The following is a 17702-nucleotide window of genomic DNA, read 5'->3' as shown; positions in this document are numbered from 1 at the left end:
TTTTTTAATTACGGGTGGATATTCTAAAACGCTAAAGTATTAAAAAGCTCAATCAAGCGATAATCTCATTGCGATGCGTTCCATAGGGAGCTAGGGGGGTTTTAATGAGATTGCAGAAAGGAATTATAATATCCCCCCACCCCCTTAAGAGTTTTACAACAAAATGAAACTTGAAACGATAAGTTCAAAAATCTTTGCAAAAATCTTTGAAGGTTAAGAATTCCATTGCTACCAAAATCCACCAACGCCAAGCGTTAAACCCTTACAACAAATGGTGCTAAAACACCCTATTAAAACTTAAATAATAACGCTTCCTTTTTAGCTTTTTCTCTCTTTTTCCACGAAATTCCTCTATATTTTTAATTCTAGGGTCAATACGATTTTTTTAAAATATGGTTTAATGAAAATCGGCTCAATCTTGGTTGAATGATTCAAAGGTTTGCGTTTCTTTCATGCTGTGGGCGACACTTCGTGTTGGGTATTAGATTTGTTGTAAATTGGTGCCATTAAAAGCGATGCGAGAAAAGCGATTGAAGCAACCACAAAAATATAAAAGCTTAGACCATAACTTTGCAAGCTTTCAGGCGCTGCTATAGCTTTTGCGTTTAACCAGCTTGAAAGTTGAGGGGTAAAGCCAGCGGTTATAGCATAGGCTATGTTATAAGCGAAGGAAATCCCGCTAAAACGGATTTTGGCGCTAAACACATCGCTCATAAAAATGGGGCAAAAATTCATAATGCCTGCGCAAAAACACGCTAAAAAGTATAAAACTATGGTATTGACTAAACTTGGTGTGTTAGAATAAAACTCTCTAAAGAATAAAAAGCCAAAAAACCCAAAGGCCACACTAAAAGCCATGCAAACTTTGTGTGGTTTGATTTTATCGGCCAAAAACCCGGTTAAAACAATAGAACTTACAATACCAACAAGCCCTAAAATTTGAAAATAGGTTTTTTCAAAAGGAGTGAAATTAAAATTAGGATGCATGAGAGTAAAATTGGGAACAAAAAGGATAAAAATCAAAATGCAAGCGGTTAAAACCCAAGTGATAAGCATGGAGATTGATATACCAAAGCGAGAGTTTTTAAACACCTCTTTAAGCGGGAATTTGACTAAGGCATCGTCCTGCTTCATTTGCTGAAAAACAGGAGTTTCTTCTAAAAAGCGCCTCAAATAGACAGAAATGATACCAAAAATCCCTCCAAGCCCAAAAGCAACCCTCCAAGCCCAATCTTCAACAACAGGTTTGTCAAAAACCATGTAAATCCCGATATAAACCAAACTCCCAAGCAAAATCCCAGAAACTACGGAAGCGGTTAAAAAACCGATATAAGTGTTTTTTTGGCCTTGCGGGGCATGTTCATGGACAAAAACCCAAGCGCCAGGCAATTCACCACCCACAGCAACGCCTTGACAAATCCTAACAAACACCAAAAAAACAGGAGCTATGTAACCAAGATAATGAGCGTTTTTTAGGCTAAGTCCCATGCTATCCACGCCAAAACCCACCAAATCATTAAAAGTTGGCATTAAAGCTAGCGCAAAGGTTGGGATCACCATTAGTAAAATAGAGAGCATGAACATGTTTTTACGACCAAATCTATCCCCAAAGTGGGCCATCACTATGCCGCCAAGCGGGCGCGCCAGATAACCTGCAGCAAAGATACCATAAGTGTTGATTTCAGACCAAATAGGGCTGAGGGTGTTTGGGAAAAAGTGTTTGGCAATGATACTTGTAAAAAATACAAAGATGATAAAATCGTAAAATTCTAAAGTCCCACCAAGCGAAGACAACCCTAAGGTTCTTATCTCTTTTTTGCCTAAATGTTTTATTGATTATCCTTTCACTAAGGCTATCGCCTTTTAAATTTTTCATTTTGAAACTAAGATGGATAAGATTGATTTTATATAACTACCCCACACCTTAAGAACATTTTTTAGATAATAAGCGTTAAATGAAATTTGATTAGCGTTCAAAAAGTGAATCATTCTATCTTTTTTATCATTAAGCATGACTTAAACGAGTTTAAATTTTGTTTTACCCGTTTTGTCAGAACGCTTTACCCGATTATATCAGCCAAAAAAACACTCCTATGAAGACTGGGGTAATAACACTTCTTTTAATTTGGTAATGATAGCCTCTTCTCTTTTTTCACGAAATTCCTTTATATTTTCCCATTCTAATTTTAAATTAGGGTCAATATAATTTCTTTTTTTATACTCTTCTATGGCTTGCTCATTTTTATATTCTTCTTTGAGCCACACCTCAGGGTCTTTATCCTTTTTGGCTTGGTTCTCTGTGCCTTCTAAAAGTTGGAGATTGTATAAATGATTCCCACACTCATAGAAATCTTTATCCAATTTTTTATTTTTTTTAAACTTGGACTTTGGATAAATATGGTCTATATGAAAAGTGGTGGTTTTATAGTTCAAGTTTGGGTATAAGATTTGCAAGATAGGAAAGACTCGGTCATGTCTACTAGAACACATCATTTCTTCTATAGCATCGTTAGTGATTTTTAAAGGACATGTTTGGTGTTTGGCTAAATTGTGGTTGAATGCTTCAAAGGTTTGCGCATCCTTCATGCTATGGGCTATGGCACTTAATTTTGTATCTGTCGAGTTACTAAAATAACTCGTGATTTGAGCGTTACGGACAAATTTTAGGGCTTGTTCTTCATCGTTTTTATCCATTTTTGGATTTAAAAAATAAAAATAGGCTAAACTGGATAGAATATAAGCTGAACCCAAATAGCCGGCATAACCAAAATTTTTTAATAGTTTTGCAGCATTATAAATGCTCTCTGTAATTTTTTCCCAATTGTCTTCAATCTCTTTGATATTTTTTTTATTAAAATTTTTTAATTCAAAAGTAGTGTCTTTACCAATGAGAAGCAAGCAAGTTTTTAGCACTTGGTCTTGCCCAACATTTGGAAAACCTTTCTCTTTTAAAGCATCCACTAGCTCGTTCATTTTTTCTCTAATATCGCTTGAAAAGCTTGCTGTCAAAATAGACATCAATAAATCTGAATAGCTTAACTTGACCCCGCCGCTATTGACACGGATAAAGATATTTAAAACTTTATTAAGATTTTTTTCTGTTTCTTCAAAAAATGAAATGAGTTGTTTGTCGTGAAAAGCTTTTTCTAGCTTTCCTAGTAACGCTGACTCTTTACTATCTAATTTTTGTTCTCTCGCATAATTCAAAGTACTTTCCAACTCTAAAATATCCCCCACCTTAAACCACCAATGTTCTTTATCGTTTTCAGGCTTTTTGGCATGAAATTCAAACTGGTAATTGTCTTCTGGGCTGTCCATGTTTGGCTGGTGCTTCAAGTTCAAATACAAACGCTTCTCTTCGTAAGCGTTGGGGTTGTTGATTTTAGCGTTCTTTTTCTTAAGCGTTGCCTTTAAGCCCGATATAAAGCGAGGTTAAATGCTGTTGGCCATCTAGGACGATATACAAATCATCACACTTGATTTGTTCAATACGGATTTTTTCATTGTGAGGCTTTCGCTCATCGTAGTTTGTAATGAATTGATAAAGTTGGAAATTGAGTTTATCGCTATCTTGTTCATCACTCTTGGCTATATCCTCCTTTTGTAATTTCCAAAATAAAAAAGAGCCGATAGGATAGCCCCTGAGAATGGAGTCAAAAAGTTGCTCTATCTTTTTTTCATCGGCTTTTTTGAGCCACACGTATTCACGCTGAATGTCAGGCAAAAAATAACGATCATTCAATCCATCTACCACTTCTTTAATGGTCTTATCCAAGAACACACCCATGGGAATTTCCTTATTTTGTATTATTTAGGCTGTATTATAATCAAATATTAGAATGAGCCAACTTTAATTTAAGATTTTTTCCATGCGCTTTTGGATCACTTCTAAAACCAAGCAAAAAAGCCAGTAAATCAAAGCGGCTTCCAAGTAAATAGGCAAAAAATCATAGCTGGCGTTCGCTTTTTGCTGCGCGATTCTAAAAACCTCTGCGATAGTTACCACAGACGCCAAAGAAGTTTCTTTAAAAAGGCTGATGAAGGTGTTACTCAGGCTTGGCGTGGCGACTTTGAGCGCTTGAAAAAAGATGACATGCCAAAAGGTTTGCAAGTAATTCAAGCCCAAACTCAAGCTTGAATCCCATTGATCTTTAGGGACAGAAAGAAAGCTCGCCCTTAAAGTCTCTGAAGCGTATGCCCCCACATTAAAAGAAAACGCAATAATGCCTGCCGGGATTGGATCCATATAAACCCCAAGGGCGGGCAAACCATAAAACACCACCACGATTTGGACCAATAAAGGCGTGCCTCTAATGATTGACACATAAAAATTCACGCCCGCTAATAAAGCCTTATGCATGAAATGTTTTGGGGGTGCGATTTTAATGAGGGCCACCACAATAGCAATGAATAAGCCCAAAATAAAAGATGTAACCGCTAAAGGCAAAGAAATGCAAAAAGCGGCTTTTAACATGGGGTAAAAAGCCTCTAATAATAATTCCAAACGCTCCTTGCTTAAATCTAAAGATTCAAAAAACAAAGACAGATTAGGGCTGGCTGACATCTTTTCCAAAAAATTGTTCGCCTAAGCGTTTTAAAACCCCTTTGTTGATCAATCTTTGCATCGCCTGGTTGATAAGCTCTAAAGCTTTTTCTTGGTGCTTGTTAATGACAAAGGAAGCGCCCCCGTCTTTTTCTTTGGACTCCCATGCGATTTTAAAGGGGCTGTTTTTATGGGTGTTTAGGTAGTTTAAGATCGCTAAAGAACTATTTAAGGTCAAATCGGCTCGTTTTTGCGCCACTAACAACAAGGCTTGTGCCATAGAATCCACCGAAACGATTTGAGCGTCGTATTTGAAAGCGATTTCCCCATAAGTGGAGCTTAAAGTGTTAGCCGCCTTTAAGCCCTTAATATCTTTAATATCTTTAATGCGGTTTTCATCTTTTCTAACGAGCATGATCGTGCCTGAATAGCTATAAGGCAAGCTTTTATCAAAAGCCGCTTGGCGTTTTTTAGTCGTCAAACTCACTTGATTAGCGACCATATCAAAACGCCCCGATTTCAAACCTGTCAGCATGATATCCCATGAAGTTTCGTGGAATTTGATTTTCACGCCAAGCTCTTTAGCCAACTCCCTAGCCACTTCCACATCATAGCCGGTGAGCTTGCCCTCTTTATTATGGTAAGTGAAAGGGGGGTAAATGCCTTCTGTGCCAACGCTGATCGTTTCTTTATTGACAAGTTTTTCATACAAACCAGAAGCGTTCAAAAAACCCCCCAAAAAGCTTATTACTAATAAAAAGAGAAATAAAACTTTTTTCATTTTTTAATCAATCCTAATCATTATTTTTCGCACATTCTAGCGCAAAATAAAAATTTTGCATGGTTTGATTTTAAATATAGACGCGCTCCAAGCGTTTGGATAGGGTGCTGATAGTTTCATAAGCAATGGTGTTTAAAAGCGCAGCAATCTCGCTTGCGTCATTAGCCTTAGCGCTTTTATCCCCAAACAAAATGACCTCATCGCCCTCTTTGGCTTCAATATTATTGAGTTTGACAAAGCACTGATCCATGCACACCTTGCCAATCAGGGGGGCTAATTGGTTATTGATCGCTACTTGAATGCGATTGCCTAAATCGCGCACCAACCCGTCCGCATACCCTAGAGCTAAAACGCCCACTAAAGTCTCTTCATTGGTATAAAAATGCTCGCCATAGCCAATAAATTCGCCTTTTTTAACGCTTCTGATTTGAACGATTTGGGCTTTCAAACTGATAACATTTTTTAAGATGGTTGGGCATGATTCTTTCATTCCATTAGAGGGGTAAAAACCATAGAGCATGATGCCTGGGCGATAGAGGTTTAACAAACGATTTTCATTCCCGTTACACAAAGAAAGGATACCGGCGGAATTATAAGCATGGCGGTATTGAAACTCTATTTTTTGATCCAAAAGCTGCTCTAAAAAAGCGTTAAAGGCTTTCATCTGGTTTTTGGCATGGGTTTTAATCTTAGCATCAGCGTTGCTTAAATGCGTGAATATCCCCTCTATTTCCAAGCCTTTTAAAGCGCGGATTTTTTTAATGGTTTCTATGCTTTTAAAATTAGGCTCTAAACCCAAGCGGTGCATGCCGGTATCAATTTTGAGATGCACTTTTAAGCGTTTTTGAGATTTTAAAGCCATTTGAGAAAAAACTTCCGCTTGTTCAAGGCTAAAAATCATAGCGCTCAAATCGTTATCAATCAGCATGGAAGCGTTAGTATTAGGGCTATAGCCTAAGATCAAAATGGGGGTTTTAGAAAAATGAGAGCGCAACTCTAAAGCTTCATCTAAGGCCGCTACCCCTAAATAATTAGCCCCTTCTTGTAAGAAAATTTCGCTCGCTTTAATCGCTCCTGCCCCATAAGCGTTCGCTTTGACAACCGCCATGATATGAGCGTCTTTAGGGACAATGCTTTTGACTGCGCTAAAATTATGTCTTAAAGAAGCGGTATCCACTTCTACAAAACTCGCCCTTTTTAACATGTCATTTTACTTGTTAGAATGCTTGCTAAAATACCAACGAGTTTCAGAATAAACCACTTTATGCAATAAAATCAAAGCGATTAAATTAGGGATAGCCATAAGCCCGTTAGAAAGATCCGCTAAATTCCACACAAAATCAATTTTAGCCATAGCCCCCACCATCACGCTCGCTAAAAAGATCAAGCGGTAATATTTCACTTTTTTTTCACCAAAGGCGTATTCAGTGCATTTTTCCCCATAATAAGCCCAACCAATAATCGTAGAGTAGGCAAAAAAGATCATGGTCAAAAAAATCACCACTGCCCCTAATGAGCCTAGAAAATACTCCGTGCTTTTTAAAGTGAGCAAATTAGCGCTTAATTTTTCCCCATTAGGGAGCAAGGTGTTGTATTCTGGCGCCATTAAAATCACGCTCGCTGTCGCCGAACATACTATTAAGGTTACAATAAAAGTTTGGAGCATGGACACTAAGGCTTGGCGCACCGGGTGGCGCGTTTGAGCGCTTGCGGCAATAATGGCTGAGCTCCCTAACCCCGCTTCATTAGAATACAACCCCCTAGCCACGCCCGTTTTTATCATCGTCGCTACCAACGCGCCGCTCGCTCCGCCCACAACGGGTTTAGGGTTAAAGGCTTCTTCAAAAATGAGTTTGATCGCTTGAAGGGCTAAATCAAAATGGCTAACAATGATATAAATAATAGCGATCAAATATAAAAGCACCATAACAGGAGCTAAGTAAGAAGTGAATTTACCAATGGATTTAATCCCCCCTATGACAATAAAAGCGGTTAAAAGAGTGAGCAATAAGCCTGAAACCCAAGTGGGCAAGTTCGCTTGTTCGCTCAAAATGGAAGAAACCGCATTAGATTGCGTCATGTTACCGGTGCCAATGCTCGCAATAATCGTAAAAATCGCAAACGCCATGGCGAGTTTGGGCATGTTAAGGCCGTTTTTGATGTAATACATGGGCCCTCCGTTGTATCCAAACGCCCCTTTTTCCCTGTATTTCACCGCTAAAATCCCCTCAGAATATTTAGTCGCCATGCCAACAAGCCCGGTAACCCACATCCAAAACACCGCTCCTGGCCCTGCAATGCTGATAGCAGTCGCTACGCCTACGATACTCCCAATGCCTACAGTTGCCCCCAAAGAGAGCATGAGAGCGGAAAATTGCGAAATGTCGCCCTTAGATTGGGACTCTTTGTCAAAAAGGATTTTGATCGCATAAAAGATCTTACTGAATTGCAAACCCCTAAGATAAAAGGTTAAAAACAAACCGGTGCCTACTAATAAGATTTGCATGGGAATCCCCCACACAAAATTGGATAAATAACGCACCACCGAATCAATCGTTTCCATAAAAACTCCTTAACAAACTAGGGGTTAAAAAAGAAATTCCTTAATCCCTAAAAAATGCAGAAAAAAGCATAATATCGGCATTTTTTTCATTCGCTCCGTCTTGGCTTAAATTGGCGATGATTTTACCAATGGCTGGGCCAAAAGTGATACCAAGCCACCCCAATCCTGTCGCATGGATTAAGTTTTTATAGCGTTTGTCATAGCCCAAATAAGGAATATCATTAGGGGTTAAGGGCCTGAAACCGCACCACTCTATGGCGTCTTTCATTTCAAAAGGCTGCGTGAAAGCGGCTAAATTCTTTTTCATGTTAGCGATTTGCTCTTTATCAATGAGAGCGTTGTCGGTGTTTAATTCTAGTTTAGAAGTGATCCTTACAGTGTCTCTTCGTGGGGTCATTGCCATGAAAATATCCGCAAATAAAGAAGAGGTTTTGGGCTTTAATTCTTCAGGCATTTTAAAGGTGATGCTATAACCTTTAGCCCCCATCATTAAAAAATCGTTCTTGGTTTTTTTAATGAGAGTGGGGTTAGCCCCAGTGGCCAAAATGATTGTTTCTGCTTGGATTTTTTCCTTGTGCGTGATAACGCCCTCAATAAGGTTGTTTTTAAACTCAAAATCAACCACTTCTTCATTATAAAGGAACTCCACGCCCGCGTTTTGCAAATATTGTTGCAAAGAGCGCATCACTTCGCCCGGATCCACATGCGCGTTTTCCGTTAAAAGCACGCTCCCGCAGATATTGTCATTAGCGATAGGCATGTATTCTTTGGTTTCTTTCACATTCAAAATCTTATAAGCGCCGCTGTTATCGCAAGTTTTAATCTTTTTTTCAAAACTTTCTTCTAAAGTGTAGATCATTAAAAGCCCGTCTTCTTTGTACCAAAAATCCATGCCGTCTTCTAGCATTTGATGATACATATCAACACTCAGCCACCCATAGCGTTCAAACAACGCCATGGTGCGGTGTGTGGACTTAGCGTTCGCGCTTGTCATAAACTTTAAAATCCATTGATAGAGCTTTAAATTAAGCCCAAAATGGAATTTTAAAGGGGCTTGGTTTTTGAGCATGAGCTTTAAGGTGTCTAACACCACACCTGGGCATGAGAGAGGGGCTTTTTTAAACGCAGAAATAAGCCCGGCATTCCCAAAAGAAGTGCCGTTTGCGCCATCGCTTTTTTCAATCACGCAAACCTTATGCCCTAATTTATGCATAGAATACGCGCAAGAAAGCCCTACAATCCCACCGCCGATTACCACGACTTCTTTTTTCATGCTGATAACCCCTTTAATAAGATCACTTAATGGCTATCGCTTCAATTTCTACTAAAGCGTCTTTAGGCAGTTTAGCCACTTGAAAGGTCGCTCTGGCCGGATAAGGCTCTGTAAAATAGCTCCCATAAATTTCATTCACCACCGCAAAATCGTCTAAACTTTTCAATAAAATAGTCGTTTTAACCACGCTATCCATCCCTAAATTAGCTTCTTTTAAAATCGCTTTGATATTTTCCATGGATTGCGTGGTTTGAGAATGAATATCCGCGCCTTTAAATTCGCCGGTGCTTACATCAATGCCTAATTGCCCAGAGACAAAAACAAGATCGTTAGTAGCGATAGCTTGAGAGTAAGGGCCTATCGCTTTTGGGGCTAGCGTTGAATGGATGACTTCTTTCATGATTGAAACTCCTATGATGATGTGTTATGTCAGCTATTATTATGCAATCAAATTAAAAAGAAATAAAAAATGAGCGCAAAACGCCATGAATTTTCATCTTATTATAAGGCATTGTATATTTTTTACCCATATTTAGAAATTCTTAAACGGGTTTTGTTTGAATGGAAACTCAAAACATTATTGTTCATTTTTTAAATAAAAGGGGTTTTGGCTGTTTTGATTGGTTTTAAAATCAGTTTTGAAATTTTTCATAAGCCCTTGACTTTTATTATTGAGTTTAGATACAATAACAATCGTCTTTTTGAATAAAGAGTGCGGGAATAGCTCAGTGGTAGAGCACGACCTTGCCAAGGTCGGGGCCGCGGGTTCGATCCCCGTTTCCCGCTCCATATTGATTTAACTTCTAGAGCATGGTTTCTATTTAGTTTGCCCAGGTGGTGGAATTGGTAGACACAAGGGACTTAAAATCCCTCGGTAGCAATACCGTGCCGGTTCAAGTCCGGCTTTGGGCACCATTTTTGAGTGCGATTTGATTTTATTTTTTGAATACGCTAGTGTTAAAATTTAAGGCGACATAGCCAAGTGGTAAGGCATGAGTCTGCAAAACTTTGATTCCCCGGTTCGAATCCGGGTGTCGCCTCCATATTGTAGTCATTTAGGGACTTTTGTAAGGGACTTTTATGTAAAATAGCGGGAGATGGCTGAGTGGTTGAAAGCGGCGGTCTTGAAAACCGTTGAGGGTCATACCTCCGGGGGTTCGAATCCCTCTCTCCCGGCCACTTGATTAAAATCCTTTAAGCGATTGGTTTTGGCAAATTCATCTCTTCTTTTAACAAAGAATTTTGTGAATATTGATTGTCTCTTTTAATTGAAATTTAAGGATTAGTTTAAAGGATTTTATTATAGTGGGATTGTCAGCATCAAGCCTTATTGTTCCTCTTAGCGTTATTTTAATGGTAGTTTTCACTAAAAGAGTCGCGCTCTCGTTGTTTGTGGGCATTTTAGTGAGCGCTGTTTTAATGCATTCGTTACACCTTTCCCAACTCGTAGAATATATTTATCATAAAATCACTTCCGTTTTTTACACTTACGAGCCAGAAAAAGGGTTTCATTTCAATCTTTCCAACCTCTATGTTTTTGGGTTTTTAATCTTTTTAGGCGTTTTAAGCCAAGTGATTTTAAAATCCGGTAGCGTGCAGAACTTTGTCAAAAAAGCTAAAAAATACTCTAAAAACGCCAAAACCCCTGAATTTATCGCCTTTTTTTCAGGCATTATTATTTTTGTAGATGATTATTTTAACGCCCTAACTGTGGGGCAAATCTCAAAGTCTTTAAACGACGCTCATAACTCCACACGAGAACGCCTAGCTTATATTATAGACTCCACTTCAGCACCGGTGTGCTTGCTAGTCCCTATTTCTAGCTGGGGGGCATATATCATGGGGATCATGAATAACGACAGCTCGCCCTTATTAAAAGATAGTTTTTCGGTGCTTGTCCAAAGTTTGAGCAGTAATTATTATGTGATTTTTGCGCTCATTGCGGTGTTTCTTACTATTTTATGGCAAATCAACCTCCCTGGCATGAGGAAGTATCAAAACATAGGCGTGAAGGATTTTTATAGCGAACAAGAAGAAAGCTCTTCAAAACTAGCCCCCTTGAGTTTGTTGCCCCTTTCTATTTTATTATTGATCGTGTCCATTTCATCATTGATTTTTTATACAGGAGTGGTCTTAAAAAACACTGATGCGAGTTTTTCGCTCTTTTATGGGGGGTTGTTTTCGCTCATTATCACCTATCTTCTAGCTTATAAGTTTTTAGAAAAAGGGAGCTTTTTTAAACTCATGTTGGATGGCTTTAAGAGTGTGGGGCCGGCGATATTAGTCTTAACGCTCGCTTGGGCTATCGGGCCTGTGATTAGAGACGACGCTCAAACGGGGCTTTACTTGGCCCACATCAGCAAGGGATTTTTAAATAGTGGGGGAGGCGTGTACATGCCTTTAATCTTTTTTTTAATCTCTGGGTTTATCGCCTTTTCTACTGGAACAAGCTGGGGAGCGTTTGCGATCATGCTTCCCATTGGAGCGGGCATGGCTAATGAAAGCGATATTATTTTGATTGTTTCAGCGATCCTCTCAGGCGCGGTTTATGGCGATCACACAAGCCCTATTTCTGACACGACTATACTATCGGCTGCAGGGGCAGGGTGTTCGGTGCAAAGCCATTTCATCACGCAACTCCCTTATGCGACTATTGCGATGCTTTGCAGCGCGGTGAGTTTGGGGGTGGCAAGTTTTATGCATTCGCGCTCGCTCGCTTTTTTAATCGGTGTGGCTTTGCTTGTGGGGGTGTTTTATCTTTTAAAAAGGTTGTATGGTGAAAATCTGAAAACTTGAATATTGATTGAAGTAAAGCTTAAAAATCCCATTTTTTAAAATTAAAATAAGGTTTTAGCGATCCCTATTGGATTAAAAAAGAGTCTTATCTCATTATCAATCAATTTAAAAAAATTATTCAAAAATAACCATCAATTATAAAAATCTTCACAAACCTCTAAATCGTAACGCTTTTTTAAAAAATACATTTTTTTTAATTTTTTAATCAACCATTAAGGTGTTTTAAGTTAAATTTCCTTATCTGTTAAACATACGGATAATGTTATATCTAAGGAAAGAAAATGGGGTTAGGACACTAATAAGTTTAGGGATTTTGTTAAGCGTTTTGAATGGCGATGATCTGAGATTGTATTCAAAGCCTTTAGTCTATTCGGCTGGAAGTGGGATGATTGGGATTGATATTGACAAACGGACATTTTACAAACGAGCGTTCGCTTTCACGATGAAATCGTTGTTTGGTGAAAACTTGCTTCTGTTTGTCAAATTAAAGCATTCTGCGTTGACGAGCAAACACATGAAAGGGCCTTTAGAAAACCGCCATCATCATTCTTTCACTAAAAATTATGAAAAAGCGGTTAATGGTTGTCAAAAGTATTTCCATATCAAATTGCCTGAAGGCGCTCCTAGCAACTTCAAATCAGGTTCATACATGGCCACTATGGTGGTGCGTTTTTAAAGCGTTATTTGGGGTATTCTTTAATACCCTTATCTTCTTTTAAAATACCATCTCTTAAAAACACAAGTTTACTTTTTTAGCCCTTTTTTAAATCTTCTTAAAACTCTTTTGTTGTATTGATTGAGCAAAGTATTTTTAAAATACGGATAAAATTCATAAAAAATTTAAAAAATAAAAAAAGCTCTGTTTTCATCAAATACGGGTTACTAAAACTTTTTATGGTGGGTTAAAGCGTATTTTTGGCTTTAATTGTTTCTTTTTAAAGGATTAATCTCACCAAAGGTTTAAAGGATTAATCTCTTTCCTCTTATCATTTGGCGCTAAAGGCGACTCAACTAGCCCATTCCTTGAATTTTTTGCAATCATCTATATCTGCCCTAAAAATATGAAGTAAAACAAACCCCCTACAAAAACGCTTCTAACTTATAAGCTTTTTTATGCTCTTGTTTCAAATCCATGTAAGCGTTTAAAAGCATGTATTCTTCAAAAGATAAAACCGCTAGATGCTCTTTAGCGAGATCGTTCATTTCTAATTCTAACAACACGAATAAAAAGGCTTTTTGCGCCTTATCGTCTTCTTGGCTTAAAATCTCAAAAAATTGGAACCATTGATCGGGAACAAGAAATTTTTGCGCTTTTTGCGCGAGCTTTAAATAATCGTCTTTATCATAACCCACCTTTTTGCAAAGCTCTGAAATTTTTAAAGTGTCTGTGTTTAAAGATTTTTCAAAAAAGGCTTTTAAAAAAGCTTTCACGCACTCTTTGTCCAAATTCTCTTGCATCGCATTCAAAGCCTTTAAAACCTCTTTTTTGCTGCCTTTTTGGGCGATTTCCATAAAAGCGTAGCGGCGTAATTCCAAAGGGATTTGTGCGTTTGTTAAAACTTCAAAGGCGTTTTTTAAATCGTTATGAATGAAAGCCTTCAAGCGTTTAGAAAAATAAGCATGCTCATAAGCTAGGGAATGTTTAGCGTGATCTTTAGGCTCAAGGGTGTTATTTTCTATATTGTGGTAATGTTTAAAAAGGTTATCCACTTTTTCGCACCCACTGCTTGGCGTGTTTAAATCAGCTTTTAAATCATAGCGGGCTAAGATTTGAGAGAGGTTTTTAGCGAGATCGCTTTTAAATTTCGTTTTTAAAAAAGTCTTTTGGGTGTCTTGGGACAAGATTTGTTTGAGCAATTTGTCAAAATCCCTTTTTTCATGGTATAAGCGGATTTTATGGCTGAGATTGTGCTTGAATAAAAAAACCCATGAAAAAAAAGCGAACATGCCCAAAACGCCCATAAGCCATACCGCAATGGGAAAATTAAAGCTGTAGCTCCCTAAATTGAAGGCATAAGCTTGCGGATCAATACTATAAACAAACACACCAAAACCCACAATGAACAAAAATGTAAAGATAATGTAAAAACGCATGCGCACCTCCTATTTATGGTATGGATGCTTAAAAATAATGCTTAAAGCCCTATAGATTTGCTCGCATAAGACAATTTTAGCCACTTCATGGCTAAAAGTCATCTCGCTCAAACTCCAAGCTTGACAATCCTTTAAAAACTTTTCTTCAAACCCATACGCTCCAGCGATAAAAAAATTAATATTAAGATGATTTTCTAACATTTTACTAAACGCAAAACTATCGCCCCTTTGAGCTTTAGGGTGTAAGGCAATATTTTTTGCCTTAGGGTTTAAATACGGCTCAAAGGCTAGAGAGTAGCTTTTTTGAGCGAGTTCTTTAGAAACTTTTTGAGCGTTGGCGGTATTTTTAGGGAATAAATCCACTAATTCCAACTCGCAATCAAATCGCTTGCATTGCTTTTGATAGCTTTTCACCAAATCTAGGGGCGAACTTTTAGCGATAGAATACACCACGCAACGCATCAATCTTAAAACTTTAAAAAATCTTTGAAGTCTTATGCGTCATCATAGCGATGAGATCGCTCAAAGTCTTCTTCAAATCCTTCCTGTGCACAATCATATCAATCAAGCCATGCTCTAATAAAAATTCCGCCGTTTGAAAGCCCTCAGGCAAATCCGCCCCTATAGTTTGCTTAATCACCCTGGGCCCTGCAAAACCTATCATCGCCCCTGGCTCTGCGATAATCAAATCCCCTAAAAAAGCAAAAGACGCGCTAACGCCCCCATAAGTGGGATCGCTTAAGAGCGAAATGAAAGGGAGTTTGGCCTCACTCAATCGGTTCAAAGCCGCGCTCGTTTTAGCCATTTGCATGAGCGAATAAGTGGATTCTTGCATCCTAGCCCCCCCACTCGCTGAAACAATCAATAACGCTTCTTTTTTGGCGACCGCACGATTGATCGCTCTTACGATCTTTTCGCCTTCCACAGAGCCTAAACTCCCCCCCATAAAGCTAAAATCAAACACCACGATCTGCAAAGGCATGCGGTTGATTTTAGCCTCGCCGCTAATCACTGAGCTTGGGCGGTTAGTCCTTTTCTCGTATTTTTTAATGCGTTGCTTGTAGCTCTCTTTATCCACGAAATTTAAAGGGTCATTAGGCCGTAAATGCTTGTCAAACTCTTCAAAACTCCCCACATCGCATAAAAATTCAATCCTTTCAGTCGCGTTCATGCGGAAATGGTAATGGCATTTCAAGCACACGCTGTATTTGCCAAACACTTCTTTATGATACATTAACGCATAACATTTAGGGCATTTCACCCAATGGCTTGGCTGTTCTTCCTTACTTGGTGTTGTCCGCAATTTATTGATCTTAAAATTTTTAAAGAAATCTGCAAATCCCATGTTTTTCCTTAATTTTGCAGTTTTGTTAGGATTGTATCCAAGTTTTGCTTATAATAAACCAAATTATCTTAAGAGTAGTGATGCAAGGGTTTCTTTTACAAACACAAAGCATAAGAGATGAAGATTTGATCGTGCGCATTTTAACCAAAAACCAACTCAAAACCCTCTATCGTTTCTATGGCAAACGCCACAGCGTGCTGAATGTGGGGCGTAAAATTGATTTTGAAGAAGAAAACGATGATAAATTTTTACCCAAATTAAGGAATATTTTGCATTTAGGCTATATTTGGGAAAGAGAAATGGAACGCTTGTTTTTTTGGCAACGCTTTTGCGCTCTTTTGTTCAAGCATTTAGAGGGCGTGCATTCTTTAGATAGCATCTATTTTGACACTTTAGATGATGGGGCTAGCAAACTCTCCAAACAGCACCCCTTAAGAGTGATTTTAGAAATGTATGCAGTCCTTTTGAATTTTGAAGGGCGCTTGCAAAGTTACAATTCTTGTTTTTTATGCGATGCAAAATTAGAGCGTTCTGTCGCTTTAGCGCAAGGGTTTATTTTAGCGCACCCCTCTTGTTTGAAAGCTAAAAGCTTGGATTTAGAAAAAATCCAGGCTTTTTTTTGCACTCAAAGCACGATTGATTTAGAATTAGAAGAAGTGGAAGAATTATGGCGCACGCTGAATTTAGGGTTTTGAAAGGTTAAAAATGAAATTTAAATTTTTGAATATGGATAATGAGAGCGGTTTTATTTTGATTGAAAAGGAATTGGAGCGATTAAACGTTACCGCTCAAGTCAAAGAAGATGGCATTGAATTAAAAGGCGAAAACACAGAACAAGCGAGAATTTATCTTCAAACGCTTTTTAATTCTAACATTGTGGAATTAGACGATAACCAAAAAAGCGCAAACGCTGTAATAGAGCGCTTGAAATCTTTAGATTTAAAAATCGCGGTGGCTGAAAGCTGCTCTGGGGGGTTATTATCGCATGCATTCACTTCCATTAGCGGGGCTTCAGCGGTTTTTATGGGGGGTGTTGTGTGTTATAGTGAAGAGGTTAAGCGCGAATTGTTGAAAGTCAATGCCACGACTTTAAAAGTCTTTGGAGTTTATAGCGAAGAATGCGTGAAAGAAATGCTATTAGGCGTGTTTTTAAATTTTAAAGTGGATTTAGCGCTAGCGATCAGTGGGGTGGCTGGCCCTAATGGAGGGAGCAAGGCTAATCCTGTAGGCACGATTTATATTGGTGCGCAAAAATTAGGATCTCAAGCTTTCATTGATCGTTGTTTTTTTGAAGGGAACAGAGAAAGCATTCAAAATAAAAGCGTAGAGCATGCCCTAAACATGCTCGCTAGAATGCTATAAAACTACCTTAACGCGCAAACGCTACCAAACTCTTTTTGAGCGACCTTAGCGATGTAAGCGATTTCATTATCGTTAAGGTTTTCAACGCTCGCTTTTAAATACCTTTTGATTTGCTCAATCTGGCAACCCACTAGCTTGATTTTCACCACAGCCACCTCCGATTTTAAATTCGTATAGGTGTAGGCTACTTGAATCTTAGTCGCTAGGTAATTATAGATAGCGTAGCTGATATTCGTAGTCGTTTGCTCGGACTCATGGAATTGCTCCATGAAGCGTTTTTTATACTTCATCATGATTTCATGAAAAACCACGATCAAGCTCAATTTAGCGTTTAAAGTCGCTTGCTCAATCCCTAAATACTTATTATTAACAGGGATATACGCCACGCCCATCTCTTCGTAGGGGACTTTAGGGTCTTCAAAAACCCAAGCAGGAGCATCAGACAATTCTGATTTCATGCCCTTTAAATCAGAGACTAAAATCCCATCATCTCTTAAAAGACTCTTAGCACTTAATGAAACGCTTGAAAACACCCCTAAAAGAGCGATTAAAACCATTCTTTTAAACAAAATGCCACTCCTTAAACTTTAATTTAGGTTTGATTATAGTTAAAAAGTTTTTGATTTTGTTTAATCACAACCAAGTAATTGCATCAATCTTTGATTTTCTTGATTTTTGGCTCGCTTCTGCCACCCTCTTACCCAAAGCGATCAAACACACGATTTTAGGCTTATTGATACGCTCTTCTAAAACTTCGCCCACTTTTAAAGGATCAAAGCCTCCAATAATGCAACTATCCAATCCCATTAAGCTCACACCCATGCAAATTTGCCCCACAGCGATATAGCATTGCTCTAAAATATAGCTTTCTAATTTTTGCATGCTGTGGTTGAATCTCACGCCAAGCATTTGAGTAAAAGACGGGATCACTGTTCCTTAAAACAT

The 17702-nt window shown here is 38.4% G+C and carries 17 protein-coding genes, 4 tRNA genes and 1 pseudogene; 8 read left to right on the top strand and 14 right to left on the bottom strand.

What is annotated here, in order from left to right; genetic code table 11:
- Nucleotides 1-450: 450 nt before the first annotated feature.
- The 9 genes from BZK24_RS06190 to BZK24_RS06150 form a co-directional block, all read right to left on the bottom strand.
- Nucleotides 451-1833: an MFS transporter gene (locus BZK24_RS06190; RefSeq protein ID WP_077656897.1), complete on the bottom strand. Its 1383-nt coding sequence runs from the start codon at nt 1831-1833 to the stop codon at nt 451-453.
- A gap of 258 nt (nt 1834-2091) precedes the next feature.
- Nucleotides 2092-3342 (bottom strand): DUF262 domain-containing protein, encoded by a 1251-nt coding sequence (locus BZK24_RS06185; protein WP_242423422.1) that lies wholly within the window; start codon nt 3340-3342, stop codon nt 2092-2094.
- A gap of 55 nt (nt 3343-3397) precedes the next feature.
- Complete coding sequence (locus tag BZK24_RS09630) at nt 3398-3787, bottom strand: DUF262 domain-containing protein (RefSeq protein ID WP_077656895.1); 390 nt, start codon at nt 3785-3787, stop codon at nt 3398-3400.
- A 63-nt stretch (nt 3788-3850) separates the two neighbouring features.
- Nucleotides 3851-4564 (bottom strand): amino acid ABC transporter permease, encoded by a 714-nt coding sequence (locus BZK24_RS06175; protein ID WP_077656899.1) that lies wholly within the window; start codon nt 4562-4564, stop codon nt 3851-3853.
- Nucleotides 4548-5324, bottom strand: a complete 777-nt coding sequence (locus BZK24_RS06170) for an amino acid ABC transporter substrate-binding protein (protein WP_000756422.1) — start codon at nt 5322-5324, stop codon at nt 4548-4550. Before BZK24_RS06170 ends, BZK24_RS06175 begins: the two co-directional genes overlap by 17 nt.
- A 70-nt stretch (nt 5325-5394) precedes the next feature.
- A complete protein-coding gene (alr, locus tag BZK24_RS06165) occupies nt 5395-6528 on the bottom strand; it encodes an alanine racemase (RefSeq protein WP_077656894.1) in 1134 nt (377 codons plus the stop codon).
- 6 nt (nt 6529-6534) lie between these two features.
- Complete coding sequence (locus tag BZK24_RS06160) at nt 6535-7887, bottom strand: alanine/glycine:cation symporter family protein (RefSeq protein WP_077656893.1); 1353 nt, start codon at nt 7885-7887, stop codon at nt 6535-6537.
- A gap of 40 nt (nt 7888-7927) precedes the next feature.
- Nucleotides 7928-9160, bottom strand: a complete 1233-nt coding sequence (locus BZK24_RS06155) for an NAD(P)/FAD-dependent oxidoreductase (RefSeq protein ID WP_077656892.1) — start codon at nt 9158-9160, stop codon at nt 7928-7930.
- A gap of 22 nt (nt 9161-9182) precedes the next feature.
- Nucleotides 9183-9560 (bottom strand): RidA family protein, encoded by a 378-nt coding sequence (locus BZK24_RS06150; RefSeq protein ID WP_000665820.1) that lies wholly within the window; start codon nt 9558-9560, stop codon nt 9183-9185.
- A gap of 314 nt (nt 9561-9874) precedes the next feature.
- Here BZK24_RS06150 and BZK24_RS06145 point away from each other — a divergent pair.
- From BZK24_RS06145 to BZK24_RS06120, 6 genes are all read left to right on the top strand, one after another.
- A tRNA-Gly gene (locus BZK24_RS06145) sits at nt 9875-9949 on the top strand.
- A 39-nt stretch (nt 9950-9988) separates the two neighbouring features.
- Nucleotides 9989-10075, top strand: a tRNA-Leu gene (locus BZK24_RS06140).
- Nucleotides 10076-10128: 53 nt separating this feature from the next.
- Nucleotides 10129-10203, top strand: a tRNA-Cys gene (locus BZK24_RS06135).
- Nucleotides 10204-10251: 48 nt separating this feature from the next.
- Nucleotides 10252-10339 (top strand) — tRNA-Ser (locus BZK24_RS06130).
- A 126-nt stretch (nt 10340-10465) separates the two neighbouring features.
- Complete coding sequence (locus BZK24_RS06125) at nt 10466-11956, top strand: Na+/H+ antiporter NhaC family protein (RefSeq protein ID WP_077656891.1); 1491 nt, start codon at nt 10466-10468, stop codon at nt 11954-11956.
- A gap of 313 nt (nt 11957-12269) precedes the next feature.
- The gene (locus BZK24_RS06120) at nt 12270-12632 is read left to right on the top strand and encodes a hypothetical protein (protein ID WP_021175645.1); all 363 of its coding nucleotides are present in this window, start codon (nt 12270-12272) and stop codon (nt 12630-12632) included.
- A gap of 404 nt (nt 12633-13036) precedes the next feature.
- Here BZK24_RS06120 and BZK24_RS06110 read toward each other — a convergent pair whose 3' ends face one another.
- From BZK24_RS06110 to accD, 3 genes are read right to left on the bottom strand one after another with little or no spacing between them, the layout of a single operon-like run.
- Nucleotides 13037-14050, bottom strand: coding sequence for a LapA family protein (locus BZK24_RS06110; RefSeq protein WP_077656890.1), 1014 nt, complete (start codon nt 14048-14050; stop codon nt 13037-13039).
- A gap of 9 nt (nt 14051-14059) precedes the next feature.
- Nucleotides 14060-14512 (bottom strand): 23S rRNA (pseudouridine(1915)-N(3))-methyltransferase RlmH, encoded by a 453-nt coding sequence (gene rlmH / locus BZK24_RS06105; protein ID WP_001203867.1) that lies wholly within the window; start codon nt 14510-14512, stop codon nt 14060-14062.
- A gap of 13 nt (nt 14513-14525) precedes the next feature.
- A complete protein-coding gene (gene accD / locus BZK24_RS06100; RefSeq protein ID WP_000505071.1) occupies nt 14526-15395 on the bottom strand; it encodes an acetyl-CoA carboxylase, carboxyltransferase subunit beta in 870 nt (289 codons plus the stop codon).
- Nucleotides 15396-15475: 80 nt separating this feature from the next.
- On the opposite strand from accD, the gene recO reads away from it, so the two are divergent.
- Nucleotides 15476-16090: a recombination protein RecO gene (gene recO / locus BZK24_RS06095; RefSeq protein WP_171972418.1), complete on the top strand. Its 615-nt coding sequence runs from the start codon at nt 15476-15478 to the stop codon at nt 16088-16090.
- 10 nt (nt 16091-16100) lie between these two features.
- Nucleotides 16101-16757 (top strand): CinA family protein, encoded by a 657-nt coding sequence (locus BZK24_RS06090; RefSeq protein ID WP_077656889.1) that lies wholly within the window; start codon nt 16101-16103, stop codon nt 16755-16757.
- 2 nt (nt 16758-16759) lie between these two features.
- Here the strand turns inward: BZK24_RS06090 and BZK24_RS06085 are convergent, their stop codons facing one another.
- Nucleotides 16760-17326, bottom strand: coding sequence for a hypothetical protein (locus BZK24_RS06085; RefSeq protein WP_077656888.1), 567 nt, complete (start codon nt 17324-17326; stop codon nt 16760-16762).
- 64 nt (nt 17327-17390) lie between these two features.
- A pseudogene (locus BZK24_RS06080) lies at nt 17391-17687 on the bottom strand (nitroreductase family protein); the annotation flags it as partial.
- Nucleotides 17688-17702: the final 15 nt, after the last annotated feature.

This window comes from Helicobacter pylori, from assembly GCF_001998165.1.
GTDB classification, from domain to species: domain Bacteria; phylum Campylobacterota; class Campylobacteria; order Campylobacterales; family Helicobacteraceae; genus Helicobacter; species Helicobacter pylori_DL.
This window is presented reverse-complemented; position numbering and strand designations above follow the sequence as displayed.

Bases quoted from the DNA above. Each gene is read 5' to 3' on its own strand.
- rlmH (WP_001203867.1), bottom strand. From the start codon at position 14,512: ATGCGTTGCGTGGTGTATTCTATCGCTAAAAGTTCGCCCCTAGATTTG.
- BZK24_RS09630 (WP_077656895.1), bottom strand. From the start codon at position 3,787: ATGGGTGTGTTCTTGGATAAGACCATTAAAGAAGTGGTAGATGGATTG.
- BZK24_RS06175 (WP_077656899.1), bottom strand. From the start codon at position 4,564: ATGTCAGCCAGCCCTAATCTGTCTTTGTTTTTTGAATCTTTAGATTTA.
- accD (WP_000505071.1), bottom strand. From the start codon at position 15,395: ATGGGATTTGCAGATTTCTTTAAAAATTTTAAGATCAATAAATTGCGG.
- alr (WP_077656894.1), bottom strand. From the start codon at position 6,528: ATGTTAAAAAGGGCGAGTTTTGTAGAAGTGGATACCGCTTCTTTAAGA.
- BZK24_RS06110 (WP_077656890.1), bottom strand. From the start codon at position 14,050: ATGCGTTTTTACATTATCTTTACATTTTTGTTCATTGTGGGTTTTGGT.
- recO (WP_171972418.1), top strand. From the start codon at position 15,476: ATGCAAGGGTTTCTTTTACAAACACAAAGCATAAGAGATGAAGATTTG.
- BZK24_RS06090 (WP_077656889.1), top strand. From the start codon at position 16,101: ATGAAATTTAAATTTTTGAATATGGATAATGAGAGCGGTTTTATTTTG.
- BZK24_RS06170 (WP_000756422.1), bottom strand. From the start codon at position 5,324: ATGAAAAAAGTTTTATTTCTCTTTTTATTAGTAATAAGCTTTTTGGGG.
- BZK24_RS06160 (WP_077656893.1), bottom strand. From the start codon at position 7,887: ATGGAAACGATTGATTCGGTGGTGCGTTATTTATCCAATTTTGTGTGG.
- BZK24_RS06155 (WP_077656892.1), bottom strand. From the start codon at position 9,160: ATGAAAAAAGAAGTCGTGGTAATCGGCGGTGGGATTGTAGGGCTTTCT.
- BZK24_RS06150 (WP_000665820.1), bottom strand. From the start codon at position 9,560: ATGAAAGAAGTCATCCATTCAACGCTAGCCCCAAAAGCGATAGGCCCT.